Raw genomic sequence first — 14,680 nt, 5'->3', positions numbered from 1 at the left:
GCAATCGTTCCGCTGGGGCGATGGGGGTCCCCCCTGCTCGAGCGAAGCCGAGAGCTTGGGGGAGGGTGGGCACAACGGACGGCGCCCCTGGCCGGGCCTAGGCTCCCGTGCCTGAACCCGCACCGGCCGAGGCGCATGGTATACCAAATGGCGCCCCCTGTCGCTGCCCCTGAGGAGCCCCGCGTGACCCCGCCCCGCACCGCCACCCTCTTCCACGACGTACGCCCCTTCGGCGGCCCCGCCCGCGACCTGATCGCCGTGGACGGCGAACTCGTCGCCGAGGTCCCCCCGGGCGCCGAGGTCGAGCGGATCGACGGCGGCGGCCGGCTCGCGCTGCCGACCCTGGTCGACGCGCACATCCACCCCGACAAGACCTCCTGGGGCGAGCCCTGGCACAGCCGCCGGCCCGCGCACGGCATCGCCGAGTACGTCGCCGGGGACGTGGAGCTGGCACGCGCCCTGCCGACGCCGGTGGCCGAGCGGGCGCTGCGGCTGATGTCGCGCGCCGCCGCGCAGGGCACCCGGGCGATGCGGGCCCACGCGGACGTGGCCCCGGCCTTCGGGCTCTCCGGGATCGAGGGGGTCGCCGAGGCGGCCCGGAAGCTCGCCGGGACCGTCGACGTGGAGCTGGTCGCCTTCCCGCAGCACGGGGTGGTCCGGACCCCGGGGGTGGCCGAGCTCCTGGCGGAGGCCGCGGCGAGCGGGCTCGTCAGCCACATCGGCGGCATCGACCCGGCCGGCTTCGACGCGGAGGGCGGCCGGGAGGGCGACCAGCTCGGCACGGTCTTCGCGCTGGCCGAGGAGCACGGGCTCGGGCTCGACGTCCACCTCCACGACCGGGGCGAGCAGGGTCTCGCGCCGCTGCGGGACATCGCGGCCCGCACGCGCGCGCTGGGGCTGCAGGGCCGGGTGAACGTGGGCCACGCCTTCGCGGTCGCGGCCCTCCCGGACCGCGAACTCGACGAGACGGCGGACCTCCTGGCGGAGGCCGGCGTCTCGCTCACGACGGTCGCCCTCTCGACGACGACGATCCTGCCGTTCCGGCGGCTCGCCGAGCGCGGGGTGACGGTGGGTCTCGGCTCGGACGGGGTGCGGGACAGCTGGAGCCCGTTCGGCAACGCGGACATGCTGCACCGCGCCTGGCTCGCGGCCTGGGCCCTGGACGCCCGGCTCGACGAGGAGTTGGAGGGCTGCTTCCGGCTCGCCGCCGACGGGGGCGCGGAGCTGCTCGGCCTGCCGAAGGCGGACCTGCGGCCGGGCTCCCCCGCCGACTTCATGCTGGTGGACGGCGAGTGCCTGCCGCAGGCGGTGGTGGACGTGCCGCGCCGTGACCTGGTGGTCCGCGCGGGCCGGGTGGTGGCGCGGGACGGCCGCCTGGTCTGAGCGGCGCGGGAAGGCGTACGGGGCGGGGGCGGCCCCGCCCCGTACGCACGCCCGATCAGTCCCGCTCCACGTCCACCGTCGTGAGCGAGGCGTACCGCTCGGGGTCCCGGCGCCGGATCCGGAGGGCCACGAGGAGGCCGGCCGCGAGGACCACCGGCAGCGGCACCAGGAGGGCCGTGTTCACGGCGCCGGTGCGGCCGGTGAGCAGGTCGAAGTGGACCACGGCGAGGACGGTGAGCAGGGCGAGGCCCGCGCAGGAGATCAGCGGCGCCCAGACGACCCGGGCGGCCGAGAGGCCCATCCGGTCGCGCCGGAAGTAGGCCCAGACGGCGAGCGCGGCGAGGGCCTGCATGCCCATGATGCCGAGGACGCCGACGCTGTTGGTCCACAGGAAGACCTCGCCGTACGGGTCGGCGGCGAGGAGCGCGCCGGCGCCGACGACGGCCAGGTTGAAGCCGGTCTGGGCGACGACGGCGCCGCCGGGCGAGCCGTGCTTCCCGGAGACCGAGCCGAGGCGGCGGGGCAGCAGGCCCTCGCGTCCGAGGGCGTACAGGTAGCGGGCTCCGGCGTTGTGGAAGGCGAGCGTGGCGGCGAAGGCGCTGACGATGATGAGCCCGTGCATGGCGTCCGCCAGCCAGGCGCCCGCGTAGAGCTCGGCGGCCCGGAAGGTGAGTTCGGGCCCGTCGGCGGCGCGGGCGAGCTCCACGGCCTTGTCGGTGCCGAAGGCGCCCATGATCAGCCAGCAGCCGAGGGAGTAGAAGACGGCGAGGAAGCCGATCGCGATGAAGGTGGCCCGGGGCACGGTCTTGCGGGGCTCGCGCACCTCCTCGGCGAAGATCGCGGTGGCCTCGAAGCCGGTGAAGGCGCCGATGACCAGGACGAACATGCCCGCGACGCCGCCCGCGGCGAGGGTGGAGGGGGCGAAGGACGCGGTGTCGAGGGCGGCGGTGCCGCGCTCGCCGAGGATGCCGCCGTCCATGACGACGAGCGAGAGGACCTCCAGGACCAGGGCGATGCCGAGGACCTTGGCGCTGAGCGTGACCTTGAGCCAGCCGAGCACGCCGACGGCGAGCACGCAGAGCCCGGAGAGCAGCCACCAGGGCACGTCGGCGCCGGTGGCGTCACGGACGGATCCGGCGGCGAAGTAGCCGAAGGCGGCGGCGACTCCGGGGGTGACGAGGTTGTACGAGACGACGGCGACGTAGGCGGTGCCGACGCCGAGGGTGCGGCCGAGGCCGCGGGCGACGTACGCGTAGAAGGCCCCGGCGTTGCGGACGTGCAGGCTCATCGCGGTGAACCCGGCGGCGAAGAGGGCGAGCAGGGCGCCGGAGACGAGGTAGGCGAGCGGGGCGCCGGGGCCGCCGATGCCGATGGCGAAGGGGGCGACGCCGGCGAGGACGGTGAGCGGCGCGGCGGCGGCCACGACGAAGAAGACGAGGTCGAAGGTGCCGATCCGGCCGGCGGCGAGCCGGCCCGCCGCTTCCTGTGCCGTTCCCGGCGTCGTACGGGGGGTGGTGTCGGTGGTCATGCGGGCGCTCCGGCGGACGGGACGAGCGTGGGGTACGGGTCGTCGGCGAAGGGTCCGACGAGGATTCCGGCGTGCAGGACGAGGAGCCGGCGGGGGTGGGCGGCGACGGCCTCGGGCACGGAGCCGGCGGCGACGGCGACGAGGTCGGCGCGGGCGCCGGGGGCGATGCCGTAGTCGGTGAGGCCGAGGGCCGCGGCGGCCTCGCCGGTGACGAGGGAGGCGGCGAAGGACAGTTCGGAGTCGGTCATGAGCCCGGTCCTGAGGCCGATGATCGTGGCGCGTTCGAGCATGTCGGCGGTGCCGTAGGGCCACCAGGTGTCGCGGATGTTGTCGGAGCCCGCGAAGACCCGGACGCCGTGCTCGCGCAGCCGGAGGACGGGCGGTACGGGGCCGCTCGGGCCGTTGGTCATGATCGCGACGCCGGCGGCGGCGAGGGCGGTGGCGGTGCGGTCGAGCTCGGTGGCGTCGACGTCGCCGAGGGCGTAGGCGTGGCTGACGGCGACCTTGCCGCCGAGGCCGAGGGCGGCGGTGCGGGCGGCGATGTCCCGCAGCTGGGCGGTGCCGGTGTCGCCGCCGTCGTGGAGGTGCAGGTCGATGCCCTTGCCGTGGCGCTCGGCGAGTCCGAAGACGGTGTCGAGCTGGCCCGCGGCGTCGCCGTCGAAGCCCACCGGGTCGAGGCCGCCGACGAGGTCGGCGCCGTCGGCGAGGGCGGCGTCGAGGAGTTCGGCGACGCCGGGCGCGGTGACGACCCCGGACTGCGGGAAGGCGACGAGCTGGATGCCGAGCCGGTCGCGGAACTTCTCGCGGACGTCGAGGAGGGCGTGCAGGTGGTCGAGGCCGGTGTCGGGGTCGACGTCGACGTGGGAGCGGACGTGTCCGGTGCCGAGGGAGACCATCCGGCGGGCGAGGGCGGCGGCCCGCTCGGCGACGGGGACCTCCTCGGTGTGCCGGGAGGCGCGCTCGGCGGCGATCTGCTCGTGCAGGGTCGCGGTCGGCCGGTGCGGGCGCCAGGGGGCTCCGAGGAGGGTCTTGTCGAGGTGGGCGTGGCCGTCGACGAGGGCGGGCAGCAGCAGGGCGCCGCCGAGGTGGAGGGCGCCGGGCGGGGTGGGGCGGTCGGGGACGTGCGCCTCGACGGCGCTCACCCGGCCGTCCCGGAGGTGGACGTCGGCGGTGCGGCCGTCGGGGAGGGCGGCCCCGAGGAGGGCGGTGGGCCCGGGCGGGGCGGAGGCCTCGCTCATGGTGTCTCCTTCGCGAAGAGTGCGGACGAGGGGCAGGGGCGCGCGTCGGGATCCCCCTGGTGACCGCGGTGTGGCGCAAAGGTAATTGGTATACCGAATACCAGGCAATGCCTGGAGGCCCCTCAGTTCGGGACACCCTCGAACCGGTCTGCGAAGATCGGGGAACCAGCACCGCCCCCGCCCCTCCCGACTGGAGCCCGCCCGATGAGCACCCCCCGCCCCACCGGCCGCAGCACCGCCATCGGGGACACGCACCTGTCCCTGCGGGAGCGGGTGTACGTGGAGCTGCGCGAGCGGATCATCGAGGGCGACTACCCGGCGGGGCTCCGGCTCGTGGAGCGGGAGATCGCCGACGAGCTGCGGGTCTCCCGGGTGCCGGTGCGCGAGGCCATGCAGCGCTTGGAGTCGGAGGGCTTCCTCTCGGTGCAGCCGCGCCGGGGATCGGTGGTGGCGGAGTTCGGCCCGGAGGACGCCGAGTACCTCTTCGACGTGCGGGAGAACCTGGAGGGCCTGGCCGCGCGGCTCGCCGCCCGGCACGCGAGCCCCGAGCGGCTGCGGGACCTGGAGCGGCTGCTGGCCCGGGGGCGGAAGGCGGCGGAGTCCGGGCGGCTCCGCGAGGCCGTCTCGCTCAACGCCGACTTCCACCGCCGGATCGTCGAACTCTCCGGGAACCCGCTCCTGGTCGACCTGATGACCCCGCTCGACTCCCGGCTGCGCCGGCTCTTCCGGCTCACCTCGGCCCAGGCGGACGGCGAGCCGATGTGCGGGGCGCACGAGCGGCTCTACGAGGCGGTCCGCGACCGCGACGAGGACGGCGCGGAGGCCCTGGCCCGCGCCCACGTCGCCGACACCCGCGCCTCGACGCAGCGCCTCCTGGCGGCGCTGCCGGACGCTCCTTAGGGGAGCCGCAGCTCCCGCAACGCCACCCGGACGGCCGCCAGGTCCTCGTCCGATGCCAGGCCCGCGTGGTAGAGGCGGAGCTCGGTCGCGCCCGCCTCGCGCGCGTGCCCGGCGTCCCGGGCCAGCGAACCGGGGGCGCCGCCCATGCCGGCGACGATCGGGAGGTTGGCGGCGAGGACGGTCCCCGCGCGCGCGTGGCCGGCGAAGTCGGCCAGCTTCGGCGGGCGGGCGACGACACCGTCCGCGAGGCCCAGGACGTGCGCCGGGTCCGTGCCGGCGTCGGCGCCGCAGCGGTACGGGTCGGGGTCGGCGTGCAGCAGGACGCGGAAGCCGGGCGGAGCGGCGGCGCGCACGGCGGCGACGGCGTCCTCCTGGAAGGCACGGGCGGTCCGCGCGCGCCAGGCGAGGGCGGGGGCCTCCAGGGCGCCGAGCCCGCCGACCGGTCCCGCGCCGGTCCACACGGGCTCCAGCGCGGCGCGCACGGCGGCGGCCAGTTCGTCGGGGTCGGCGCCCTCGTCCCCGTACCCCTCGCGGCAGGAGGGGCAGAAGCAGAGCGACATCAGGAGCTGCTCGCGCTCCCCCAGGGGTATGCCGGCGGTCTTGTCGTGGGCGTGCAGATGGGCGAGGCCGTACCAGCCGCAGGACTCCAGTTCCGTGCCGGCCGCGCCGGGCCGGACGGCGGCCTCGGCGGCGAGGTCGACGAGCAGGGCGCGGACCTCGGGGCGGGCGATGCAGGGGGCCCACGGGTAGCGGTCGCCGTGGGCGTTGACGACGGATGTCTCGGGATGTTCCGCGCCGAGGCGGGAGTTGTGCGCGAGGACGACCCAGCTGTGCACCTCGAGGCCGGTGGCGGCGAGGGCCTCGGCGGCCCGCCCGTAGGCGTCGCCGGGGGCCCACTCCCCCGCCGGGTACGGGCGGAGCGCGCGGCCCGCCCAGCGGCCGGGGTCGGGCGGGTAGAGCACGGCGGCGTGTCCGGCGGTGACGATCCGGTGGGCCGGGTGACGGGGGCTCAGCGCCCGGGTGGAGTGGTAGGCGGCGGCGAGGGTGACCCGGGCGAGGCCGAGGTCGGCGAGGAGCCCGGGCGCGGCGGGGTCGCCGTCGACGTCCCAGGGGTAGAGGAAGGCCCCGGCCCTCAGGTTCCCCGCGCCCCCCGTGCGCCCCGCGCGCCCCGCGCTCTCTGCGCTCCCCATGCGCCCCACGCTCCCTGTGTGCCTCACGCTCTTCTTGCTCCCTGCGCCCCCCGTGCGCCCTGCGCTCCCGGGGCTCCCGGGGCTCCCGGGGCTCGTGCTCACGCGCCGAGCTCCTTCACCAGGGCGCGGCCGCGCTCGACGAGCCGGGCGAGCGCGTCGAGGTGCTCGGGGGCGGGCTCGCTGAGCGGGGGCCGCACCGGGCCGACGTCGAGGCCCTCCATCCGTACCGCCGCCTTGACGAGCGAGACGGCGTATCCCCTGCCCTGGGCGCGGAGTTCGACGAGCGGCCGGTAGAAGCCGTCGACGAGCAGGTCGACGGTGGCGTCGTCGCCGGAGGCGAGGGCGCGGTGGTAGGCGAGGGCGAGGTCGGGGGCGAAGCAGAAGACGGCGGAGGAGTAGAGGGTGACGCCGATGCCCCGGTAGGCGGCGCCGGTGAGTTCGGCGGTCGGCAGGCCGTTGAAGTAGAGCAGGTCGAGCCCTTCGGCGCGGACGGCGCTGACGATCCGCTGCATGAGGCCGAGGTCGCCGAGGCCGTCCTTGAGGCCGATGACGCCGTCGGTGCGGGCGAGGGCGACGGCGGTGTCGGGGGTGAGGACCGCGTTGTCCCGCTGGTAGACGATGACGTCGAGCGAGGTGGCGGCGGCGAGTTCGGTGTAGTGGCGGAGCAGCCCGGCCTGGTCGGCGACGACGAGGTACGGGGGCATGGCGAGGAGCCCGTCGGCACCGGCCTGCTCGGCCAGGCGCGCGTACCGGACGGCGAGGGCGGTGCCGTAGCCGGTGCCGGCGACGACGGGGACGCGTCCCGCGGTCTCCTCGACGGCGGCGGCGACGCAGTCCCGGAACTCCTCGGGAGTGAGGGCGTGGAACTCGCCGGTGCCGCAGCAGGCGAAGACGGCCGCGGCGCCCGCGTCGACGCCGGCGCGGACGTGGGCGCGGAAGGTGTCGACGTCGACGGAGCCGTCGGGTGCGAAGGCGGTGACGGGGAAGAACAGCAGGCCGTCGAGGCGGCCGGCGAGCGGGGCAGTGGTCACGGGCGCTCCCAGGAGTCCGTCGTGCACAGTTATGACTTTCATCCATATGCATGAACGCTGACCTCACGCACGCTAGAGCAGCGTCGATCGGCCGGTCAAGGCGATTGCGCGCCTCGGTCAAGGATCTTGACGCTCCGTCGGACAGCTCCCTAGCGTGTCCACGGTTGTGAACGACACTCAGGTCAATGGCACTCGACGGAGGAGACCCGCTCCATGACCGCACCCCGCACCGTCCTGCTCACCGGCGCCGCCGGGGGCGTCGGCACGCTGATGCGGGAGCTGCTGCCCCCGTACGGCTACGAGCTCCGCCTCCTGGACGTCAACCCCGTCCAGGGGGCTCCCCAGGCGATCGTCGCCGACCTCGCGGACCGCGCCGCACTGCGCGAGGCGGTCCGGGGCGTCGACGCGATCGTGCACCTGGCGGGCATCTCCCTGGAGGCCGACTTCGAGAAGATCATGGCCGCCAACATCGCCGGCACGCACCACCTCTACGAGGCCGCCCGCGAGGAGGGCGTCCGGCGGGTCGTCCTCGCCTCCAGCAACCACGCGGTCGGCTTCACCCGGCGCCCGCGCGAGGGCGAGCCGCCGATCCCGGTCGACACCCCGCACCGGCCCGACACCTTGTACGGCCTCTCCAAGTGCTTCGGCGAGGACCTGGCCCAGCTCTACTGGGACCTGCACGGCGTCGAGACGGTCTCCCTCCGCATCGGCTCCTGCTTCCCGGAGCCCACCTCGGTACGGATGCTCTCGATGTGGCTCAGCCCCGCCGACTGCGCCCGCCTCCTGCACGCCGCGCTCACCGCCGAGGACGTGGCCCACACGGTCGTGTACGGCTCGTCCGCCAACACGCGCGCGTGGTGGGACCTCTCCACGGCCCGGGCGCTCGGCTACGCGCCGCAGGACGACTCGGAGGCGTACGCGGAGAAGCTGATCGCCGAGAAGGGCATGCCGGCGGAGGGCAGCGCCGACGACCTCTACCTGGGTGGCCACTTCTGCGTGGACCCGCCCCGCTGGCCGCACTGAACGGGCCGCACCGCGCAGGGGATACGCAGGACCCGGCCGGACTGATACGGGGGAGCCGGCCGGGGCCCGGGTCGCGGTGCGCCTCGGCGCACGTGACCAGCTCACCGTAGGCGCGGCCGAAGATCATCGCGAGCCGGGGAACGCGGCACCTGTCCGGATTGCGCGATGGGTTGGCGCAAAGAAGTGGGTGCGGACGCGCCCCCTGCGCCCCTCCCGGTGGGGCGCGCGCCCCCGTTCCCGGTCGGGCGCCCACTTGCCGTTCCCGGTCGGGCGCCCACTTGCCGTTCCCGGTCGGGCGCCCGCTTGCCGTTCCCGGTCGGGCGCCGCCTGCCGTTCCCGGTCAGGCACCCGCTCTGAGCGTCCGGGACGGGGACTCGCCGAACTTCTCCCGGTAGCGGGCCGCGAACCGCCCCTGGTGGGCGAAGCCCCAGCGCCAGGCCACCTCGCTCACGCTCACCTCGTCCGGCGCGGCCGCCCGCAGCTCCTCGCGGACCCGGTCGAGCCGCACCTCCCGCACGTACGCCATCGGCGACATCCCCACGTACTCCCGGAAGGACTCCTGGAGGCGGCGGACGCTCACCCGGCCAAGGGCGGCGAGTTCGGTGGTCGTGAACGGGTGCTCCGGGCGTTCCCGCACCGCGTCCATCGCGCGCTTGACCGGGGCCGGGCGCAGCGCCTCCCCCGGGTGGGCGAGCGCCTCGCGCCAGGGGTGCTCGGCGGCCAGGAGCAGCCCGTTGAGCAGCGCCTCCTGCAGGGGCCGCGCGACCAGCTCGTGCGTGGCGATCCCCTCCCCGGCGAGCGCCTCGGCGGCGACCTGGCGGGCGAAGCGCACCCAGCTGAGGCCGGGGCCGCGCGTGATGTCCAGGTGGGGTGCGAAGACGAGCGGGCCGCGCGGCGCCCGGCCCATCAACTGTTCGAGGCGCTCGCGCAGCTCGACCGCCCCGACCTTCACGGACAGGCTCCGGCAGTCCCCGGTCCAGCGGTCGAGGAAGGTGTCCCCGGCCGGGTCGAGCAGCAGCGCCTCGCTCGCCGTCGCGACGATCGGGGAGCCGCCGCCCTGGCGGATCTCCATCCTCCCGCTCAGCGGCGCGTTCAGGTGGTACGCCCCGAGCTCGCCGAAGCTCATCCGCACATCGGCGCCGCAGCTGAGGTCGCCGATGACCAGCGGCCCGAGCGTCACGGTGTCGAAGCGGGCCGCGAAGGGGCGCCGCTCCCCGTCGACTACGGCCATGCGGTTCGCGTAGTAGCGCGCGTCGAGCTCCTCGCGCGCCTCGTCGACGTCGTCCGTCCGGAACGAGTTCCCGCCCACAGCACCCGCGCCACGCGCGGCCCCCACACTCCCCATGGGCCACAAGAATATTCATATGACGGATCTGACCGGGAACGGCAGGATGCGCGGCATGCCACGACCCCATGGATTCGCCTACGAGCAGCGCCGCGACGGCTCCGTCGTCCTCACCCACCAGGGCCGCGCCGCGGGCGTGCTGCGCGGCGGGCGGGCCGGGAAGTTCCTGGCGGAGGTGGAGGCGGGCGACGCCCAGCTGGTCATGGCCCGCTGGACGGGCTCGTACCGCTTCGGCAACGAACGGCAGGCCAGGAGCCACCCGCGTAACCAGGGTGGCCGAACCGGGCGCGGGTAAGGGAACGGCAAAGGGACCCGGATCGTTAGCCCTGGCATGACCGCTATGACCCCCGGCTCGAACATCCCTCTCACCGCCGCGCGCGTGGCGGTGGACGTGGCCGCCCCCGTGCGGCTCGACGTCTCGGGCCTGCTGCTCGGCGCCAACGGCAAGGTGCGCTCGGACGACGACTTCATCTTCTACAACCAGCCGGCCGGGCCCGGTGTCACCTACCGCTCCGGCGGCGGGGCCGCGCCCGACGCGATCCTGGTGGACACCGGCGCCCTCCCCGCCGGCATCGAGAGGATCGTCGTCACCGCGAGCCCGGACGCCGCCGGCCAGACCTTCCAGGGCATCGAGCCCACGGCCACCATCCGGAACGCGGACGACGGCACCGTCATCGCCACGTTCACGCCGCCGCAGCTGGCCACGGAGACGGCGCTGGTGGTCGTCGAGATCTATCTGCGCAACGGCGCGTGGAAGGCCCGCGCGGTGGGCCAGGGGTACGCGAACGGCCTCGCCGGCATCGCGACCGACTTCGGCGTCTCGGTGGACGACGAGCCCGCCGCCGCCCCCGCCCCCGTCGCGCCGGCGCCGGTCGCCCCGGCCCCCGTCGCCCCGCCGGTGCCGCCCGCGCCGCCCGTCGCCCCGGTGGACCCGCGCATCGCGGCCCCGGTGCCGCCGGCCCCGGCCGCCGCCCCCGTCTCCACGGGCAAGATCAACCTCGACAAGGGCCGGGTCAGCCTCCAGAAGAACCAGACGGTGTCCCTGGTCAAGGGCGGCCGCCCGCTGCTCTCCCAGGTCAAGATGGGCCTCGGCTGGGAGCCCGCCTACCGGGGCAAGGACATCGACCTGGACGCCTCCGTCATCGCGTACGGCCCGCAGCGCAACCACCTGGACAGCTGCTACTTCGGCAAGCTGTCCATCCTCAACGGCTCGATCAAGCACTCCGGTGACAACCTCACCGGCGAGGGCGCGGGCGACGACGAGGTGATCGTCGTCGACCTCGGCCGGCTGCCGGCCGACGCGACCGGCCTGGTCTTCACGGTCAACTCCTTCTCCGGCCAGAAGTTCACCGAGGTCGCCAAGGCCTACTGCCGGCTGATCGACGCGGCGACCGGCGAGGAGCTGGTCCGCTTCGACCTCACCACCGCCGAGCCGCAGACCGGCGTGATGATGGCCAAGCTGATCAAGCAGTTCTCCGGCGAGTGGGAGATGACGGCGATGGGCGAGTTCGTGAAGTCGCGGACCGTCCGGGGCATGGTGAAGCCGGCCGCCCAGGCGCTGTAGCAGGGCCCGTCGCCGACGGGAACGCGGCGACAGGCCCCCGGGCCTCAGAACAGCGCGCTGTAGGCGTTGAGGGCGGGCTGGCCGCCGAGGTGGGCGTAGAGCACGGTCGAGTCCCGGCCGATCTCTCCCCGGCCCACCAGATCGACCAGCCCCGCCATCGACTTCCCCTCGTAGACGGGGTCGGTGACCATGCCCTCGGTGCGGGCGGCGAGCCGCATCGCGTCGAGGGTGGTCTCGTCCGGGACCCCGTACACCCCGGCGTGGTAGCGCTCGTCCAGCTCGACGTCGGCCGCCGTCACCTCGCGCTCGACGCCGATGAGGGCGGCGGTGTCCCGGGCGATCCGGGTGATCTGCTCGTGCGTCGGGACGGGCTTCGCGGAGGCGTCGATCCCGATGATCCGGCGGGCCGGGCCGCCCTCCTCGGCGAGCGCGGCGAAGCCCGCGACCATGCCGGCCTGGGTGGAGCCGGTCACCGAGCAGACGACGACGGTGTCGAAGAAGACGCCGAGCTCCCGCTCCTGCTCGGACACCTCGTACGCCCAGTTCGCGAAGCCGAGGCCGCCGAGGCGGTGGTCGGAGGCGCCCGCCGGGATCGCGTACGGCTTCCCGCCGCCCTCCTCGACCTCCCGCAGGGCCTGCTCCCAGCTCTCCTTGAAGCCGATGCCGAACCCGGCCTTCACCAGGCGCACATCGGCGCCCGCGAGGCGGCTGATGAGGATGTTGCCGACCTTGTCGTAGACGGAGTCGGGCCAGTCGACCCAGCTCTCCTGGACGAGGACGCACCTCAGGCCGGCGCGGGCGGCGACGGCGGCGACCTGGCGGGTGTGGTTGGACTGCACCCCGCCGATGGAGACGAGGGTGTCGCAGCCCTGCGCGAGGGCGTCGGCGACCAGGTACTCCAGCTTGCGGGTCTTGTTCCCCCCGTACGCGACACCGGAGTTGCAGTCCTCGCGCTTGGCCCAGAGGACGGCGCCGCCGAGGTGATGGGTGAGCCGTTCGAGCGGGTGGACCGGGGAGGGTCCGAAGAGGAGCGGGTAGCGGTCGAAGTCGGTGATCGGCAAAACGGCTCCCGGTGGGTGACGGCGGGGGATCGACGTTCTGGACGCGCTACGGCGCGGGGATGCCGGTGACCTCCGCCACCTCGATGGCGTCGTCCGCGAGCTGCTCCAGGGCCGCCCAGATCTCCGTGGTGACCCGCACCGCCGCCTCCGCGTCCCCCGCCGCGCACGCCTCGATGAGCCGGGCGTGCAGTTCGGCCGATCCGCAGCTCCCGGCGTCGCCGAAGAGGCGCCGCTCGACGCGGCGGATCAGGGGGGTGTAGCGCGCGATCGTGGCGGCGGCGGCGTGGTTGCCGCTGGCGACGACGAGGACCTGGTGGAGCTCGTCGTCGGCGCGGAGCGCGGCCTCGACGTCGGAGGCGCGGACGGCCGCGGCGAAGCGCTCGTTGGCCTCGCGCATCGTCCGGATGCCCTCGGGGCCGAGCAGCGGGACGCCGGTCCTGGCGGCCAGCTCGTGCATCACCCGCACCACCGAGGCGGCGTCCCGGACGACCCGGCTGACGGGCCGGGTGACCCGGGTGTAGCTCTGGGGCTTGGACTCGACGAGCCCCTCGTCGCCGAGCCGGGCCAGGGCCTCGCGCACGGGTGCGCGCGAGAGCCCGAGACGGTCGGCGAGATCGGCGTCCTTCAGCGAGGCGCCGGGCGCGAGGTCGCCGCGCACGATGGCCTCGCGCAGCGCCTCGTACGCCCGGTCACGCAGCAGGGTCCGGCCCACGGGCCGCAGTGCGTCCATGGACTGACATGTTAGATGTCAGTCCATGGACTGACCAGGGATCAGTTTCGGCCTCCCCGGCCCCTCTTGGCTCAGCGGCGGGGCTGGCGGCGCCAGGGGCCGGTGATCGCGACCATGATGCCCGGGGTCTGGATGTTGGCGAACAGCGTGTCGCCGTCGGGCGAGAAGACGACGCCGGTGAACTCGCTGTCGTTGAGGTCGTTGCGGGCGATCGGGTAGGTGCGGCCGGAGTCCGTCGCGCCGAAGAGGTGCTGGACGCCCTCGCCGTCCTCGGCGATGACGAGCCCGCCGTACGGGGAGACGGTGATGTTGTCGGGGCCGTCGAAGGCGCCGTCCTCGTCCGGGGCCGTGTTCACCCCGAGGAGCACCTTGAGGGTGAGGGTGCGGCGCTTCGGGTCGTAGAACCAGACCTGGCCGTCGTGCGCGGCGCCGGGGCTCTCCTCGCGCGCGTAGGAGGAGACGACGTAGGCGCCGCCGTCGGCCCACCACATGCCCTCCAGCTTGCGGGCACGGGTGACCTGGCCGTCGGCGAACTGCTTGCGGACGGGGGTGGTGCGGGCGTCACGGTCGGGGACGTCGACCCAGTCGACGCCGTAGACGGTGCCGATCCCGGTGGCGCGGGACAGGTCGTCCACGAAGCGGCCCGAGGAGTCGATGCACTTGAAGGCCTGGAGCACACCGGCGTCGTCGGCGAGGGTACGGAGCTTGCCGCGGCCGTGCTCGAAGTCCTGCGGCGGCACCCAGCGGAAGAGCAGCCCGTTGGGGCCGGAGGCGTCCTCGGTGAGGTAGGCGTGGCCGCGCTTGGGGTCGAGCACGACGGCCTCGTGGGCGTACCGGCCGAAGGCCTTGACCGGCTTCGGGTCGAGGTTGGCGCGGACGTCGCGCGGGTCGACCTCGAAGATGTAGCCGTGGTCCTTGGTCATGCCGTTCTTGCCGGCCAGGTCCTCGGTCTCCTCGCCGGTCAGCCAGGTGCCCCAGGCGGTGCGGCCGCCGGCGCAGTTGGTGGAGGTGCCGGCGATGCCGACCCACTCGGCGACGGTGCCGTCGCGGTGCACCTCGACGACGGTGCAGCCGCCGGCCGCGGCCGGGTCGTAGACGAGGCCCTCGGCGAGCGGGACGGGGTGCTCCCACTTGGCGCGGGGGCCCTTGAGCTCGTGGTTGTTGACCAGGTACGTGGTGCCGCGCGGGCCGGCGAAGGCGGCGGTGCCGTCGTGGTTGGAGGGCGTGAACTCGCCGGACTCCAGGCGGGTCACGCCGCTGTGGGTGACGACGCGGTACGAGAACCCCTCGGGCAGGGCGAGCATGCCGTCGGGGTCGGCGACGAGCGGCCCGTACCCGAGCTCGTGTCCGTGCCCGTGGCCGGCCCCGAACGCCTCCGGCTCGTCGGAGGCGAGCGCCTCGGGAGCGGTGGCGAGAGCCCCGACGGCACCGGTGAGGGCGAGGCCCGCACCGGCGGCGGCGGACTGCTTGGTGAACTCTCTGCGGTTGAGCGGCATGGTGGTGGGGTCTCCCTGTGATGGCCGATTCTCGCGGGCCAGCCTTCCGCGCCGCCGAGAACTCCGCCTGAACACCACGGGAACACCACCGGGCATCCAGCCCGGACGGCCCTGGACGGCCCCGGACGGCCCCGGACGGCATCGGACCGGCCGCACGGGACCGGCCGCACGGGACCGACCCGACCACCCGG

Annotated in this window: 13 protein-coding genes; 5 read left to right on the top strand and 8 right to left on the bottom strand. The window is 74.8% G+C overall.

Annotated elements, in window-relative coordinates:
* The first annotated feature begins 147 nt into the window (after positions 1-147).
* Positions 148-1,383, top strand: coding sequence for an amidohydrolase (locus ACF07V_RS11450; RefSeq protein WP_392153271.1), 1,236 nt, complete (start codon positions 148-150; stop codon positions 1,381-1,383).
* A 55-nt stretch (positions 1,384-1,438) separates the two neighbouring features.
* Here the strand turns inward: ACF07V_RS11450 and ACF07V_RS11445 are convergent, their stop codons facing one another.
* Complete coding sequence (locus tag ACF07V_RS11445) at positions 1,439-2,911, bottom strand: APC family permease (RefSeq protein WP_392153269.1); 1,473 nt, start codon at positions 2,909-2,911, stop codon at positions 1,439-1,441.
* Positions 2,908-4,149 carry an amidohydrolase gene (locus ACF07V_RS11440; RefSeq protein ID WP_392153267.1) on the bottom strand — a complete coding sequence of 414 codons (1,242 nt, stop codon included), beginning with the start codon at positions 4,147-4,149 and terminating at the stop codon, positions 2,908-2,910. Before ACF07V_RS11440 ends, ACF07V_RS11445 begins: the two co-directional genes overlap by 4 nt.
* Before the next feature lie 204 nt (positions 4,150-4,353).
* Here ACF07V_RS11440 and ACF07V_RS11435 point away from each other — a divergent pair, with 204 nt between their 5' ends.
* Positions 4,354-5,049 (top strand): GntR family transcriptional regulator, encoded by a 696-nt coding sequence (locus tag ACF07V_RS11435; RefSeq protein ID WP_392153265.1) that lies wholly within the window; start codon positions 4,354-4,356, stop codon positions 5,047-5,049.
* Here ACF07V_RS11435 and ACF07V_RS11430 read toward each other — a convergent pair.
* Both ACF07V_RS11430 and ACF07V_RS11425 read right to left on the bottom strand, forming a co-directional pair.
* Positions 5,046-6,185, bottom strand: coding sequence for a hypothetical protein (locus ACF07V_RS11430; protein ID WP_392153438.1), 1,140 nt, complete (start codon positions 6,183-6,185; stop codon positions 5,046-5,048). The genes ACF07V_RS11435 and ACF07V_RS11430 overlap by 4 nt on opposite strands.
* Positions 6,186-6,337: 152 nt before the next feature.
* Positions 6,338-7,270, bottom strand: a complete 933-nt coding sequence (locus ACF07V_RS11425; protein WP_392153264.1) for a 5-dehydro-4-deoxyglucarate dehydratase — start codon at positions 7,268-7,270, stop codon at positions 6,338-6,340.
* Positions 7,271-7,483: 213 nt separating this feature from the next.
* Between ACF07V_RS11425 and ACF07V_RS11420 the strand changes: the two genes are divergently transcribed.
* Positions 7,484-8,293 carry an NAD-dependent epimerase/dehydratase family protein gene (locus ACF07V_RS11420; protein WP_392153262.1) on the top strand — a complete coding sequence of 270 codons (810 nt, stop codon included), beginning with the start codon at positions 7,484-7,486 and terminating at the stop codon, positions 8,291-8,293.
* 340 nt (positions 8,294-8,633) lie between these two features.
* On the opposite strand, the gene ACF07V_RS11415 is transcribed toward ACF07V_RS11420, so the two are convergent.
* Complete coding sequence (locus tag ACF07V_RS11415; protein WP_392153260.1) at positions 8,634-9,638, bottom strand: AraC family transcriptional regulator; 1,005 nt, start codon at positions 9,636-9,638, stop codon at positions 8,634-8,636.
* A gap of 55 nt (positions 9,639-9,693) precedes the next feature.
* On the opposite strand from ACF07V_RS11415, the gene ACF07V_RS11410 reads away from it, so the two are divergent.
* Both ACF07V_RS11410 and ACF07V_RS11405 read left to right on the top strand, forming a co-directional pair.
* Positions 9,694-9,933: a hypothetical protein gene (locus ACF07V_RS11410; RefSeq protein WP_392153259.1), complete on the top strand. Its 240-nt coding sequence runs from the start codon at positions 9,694-9,696 to the stop codon at positions 9,931-9,933.
* Positions 9,934-9,969: 36 nt separating this feature from the next.
* Complete coding sequence (locus ACF07V_RS11405; protein ID WP_392153258.1) at positions 9,970-11,202, top strand: TerD family protein; 1,233 nt, start codon at positions 9,970-9,972, stop codon at positions 11,200-11,202.
* 44 nt (positions 11,203-11,246) lie between these two features.
* Here the strand turns inward: ACF07V_RS11405 and ACF07V_RS11400 are convergent, their stop codons facing one another.
* The 3 genes from ACF07V_RS11400 to ACF07V_RS11390 all read right to left on the bottom strand — a co-directional run bounded on the left by ACF07V_RS11400 (position 11,247) and on the right by ACF07V_RS11390 (position 14,489).
* Complete coding sequence (locus ACF07V_RS11400; protein WP_392153256.1) at positions 11,247-12,263, bottom strand: 1-aminocyclopropane-1-carboxylate deaminase; 1,017 nt, start codon at positions 12,261-12,263, stop codon at positions 11,247-11,249.
* A gap of 46 nt (positions 12,264-12,309) precedes the next feature.
* Positions 12,310-12,993 carry a GntR family transcriptional regulator gene (locus tag ACF07V_RS11395; RefSeq protein ID WP_392153254.1) on the bottom strand — a complete coding sequence of 228 codons (684 nt, stop codon included), beginning with the start codon at positions 12,991-12,993 and terminating at the stop codon, positions 12,310-12,312.
* 71 nt (positions 12,994-13,064) lie between these two features.
* Complete coding sequence (locus ACF07V_RS11390) at positions 13,065-14,489, bottom strand: alkaline phosphatase PhoX (protein WP_392153253.1); 1,425 nt, start codon at positions 14,487-14,489, stop codon at positions 13,065-13,067.
* Between the last annotated feature and the right edge of the window lie 191 nt (positions 14,490-14,680).

The organism is Streptomyces sp. NPDC015661 (assembly GCF_043077765.1).
Classification (GTDB): domain Bacteria; phylum Actinomycetota; class Actinomycetes; order Streptomycetales; family Streptomycetaceae; genus Streptomyces.
The sequence above is the reverse complement of the archived record's forward strand: the minus strand, read 5'-3'. Positions and strand labels throughout refer to the sequence as shown.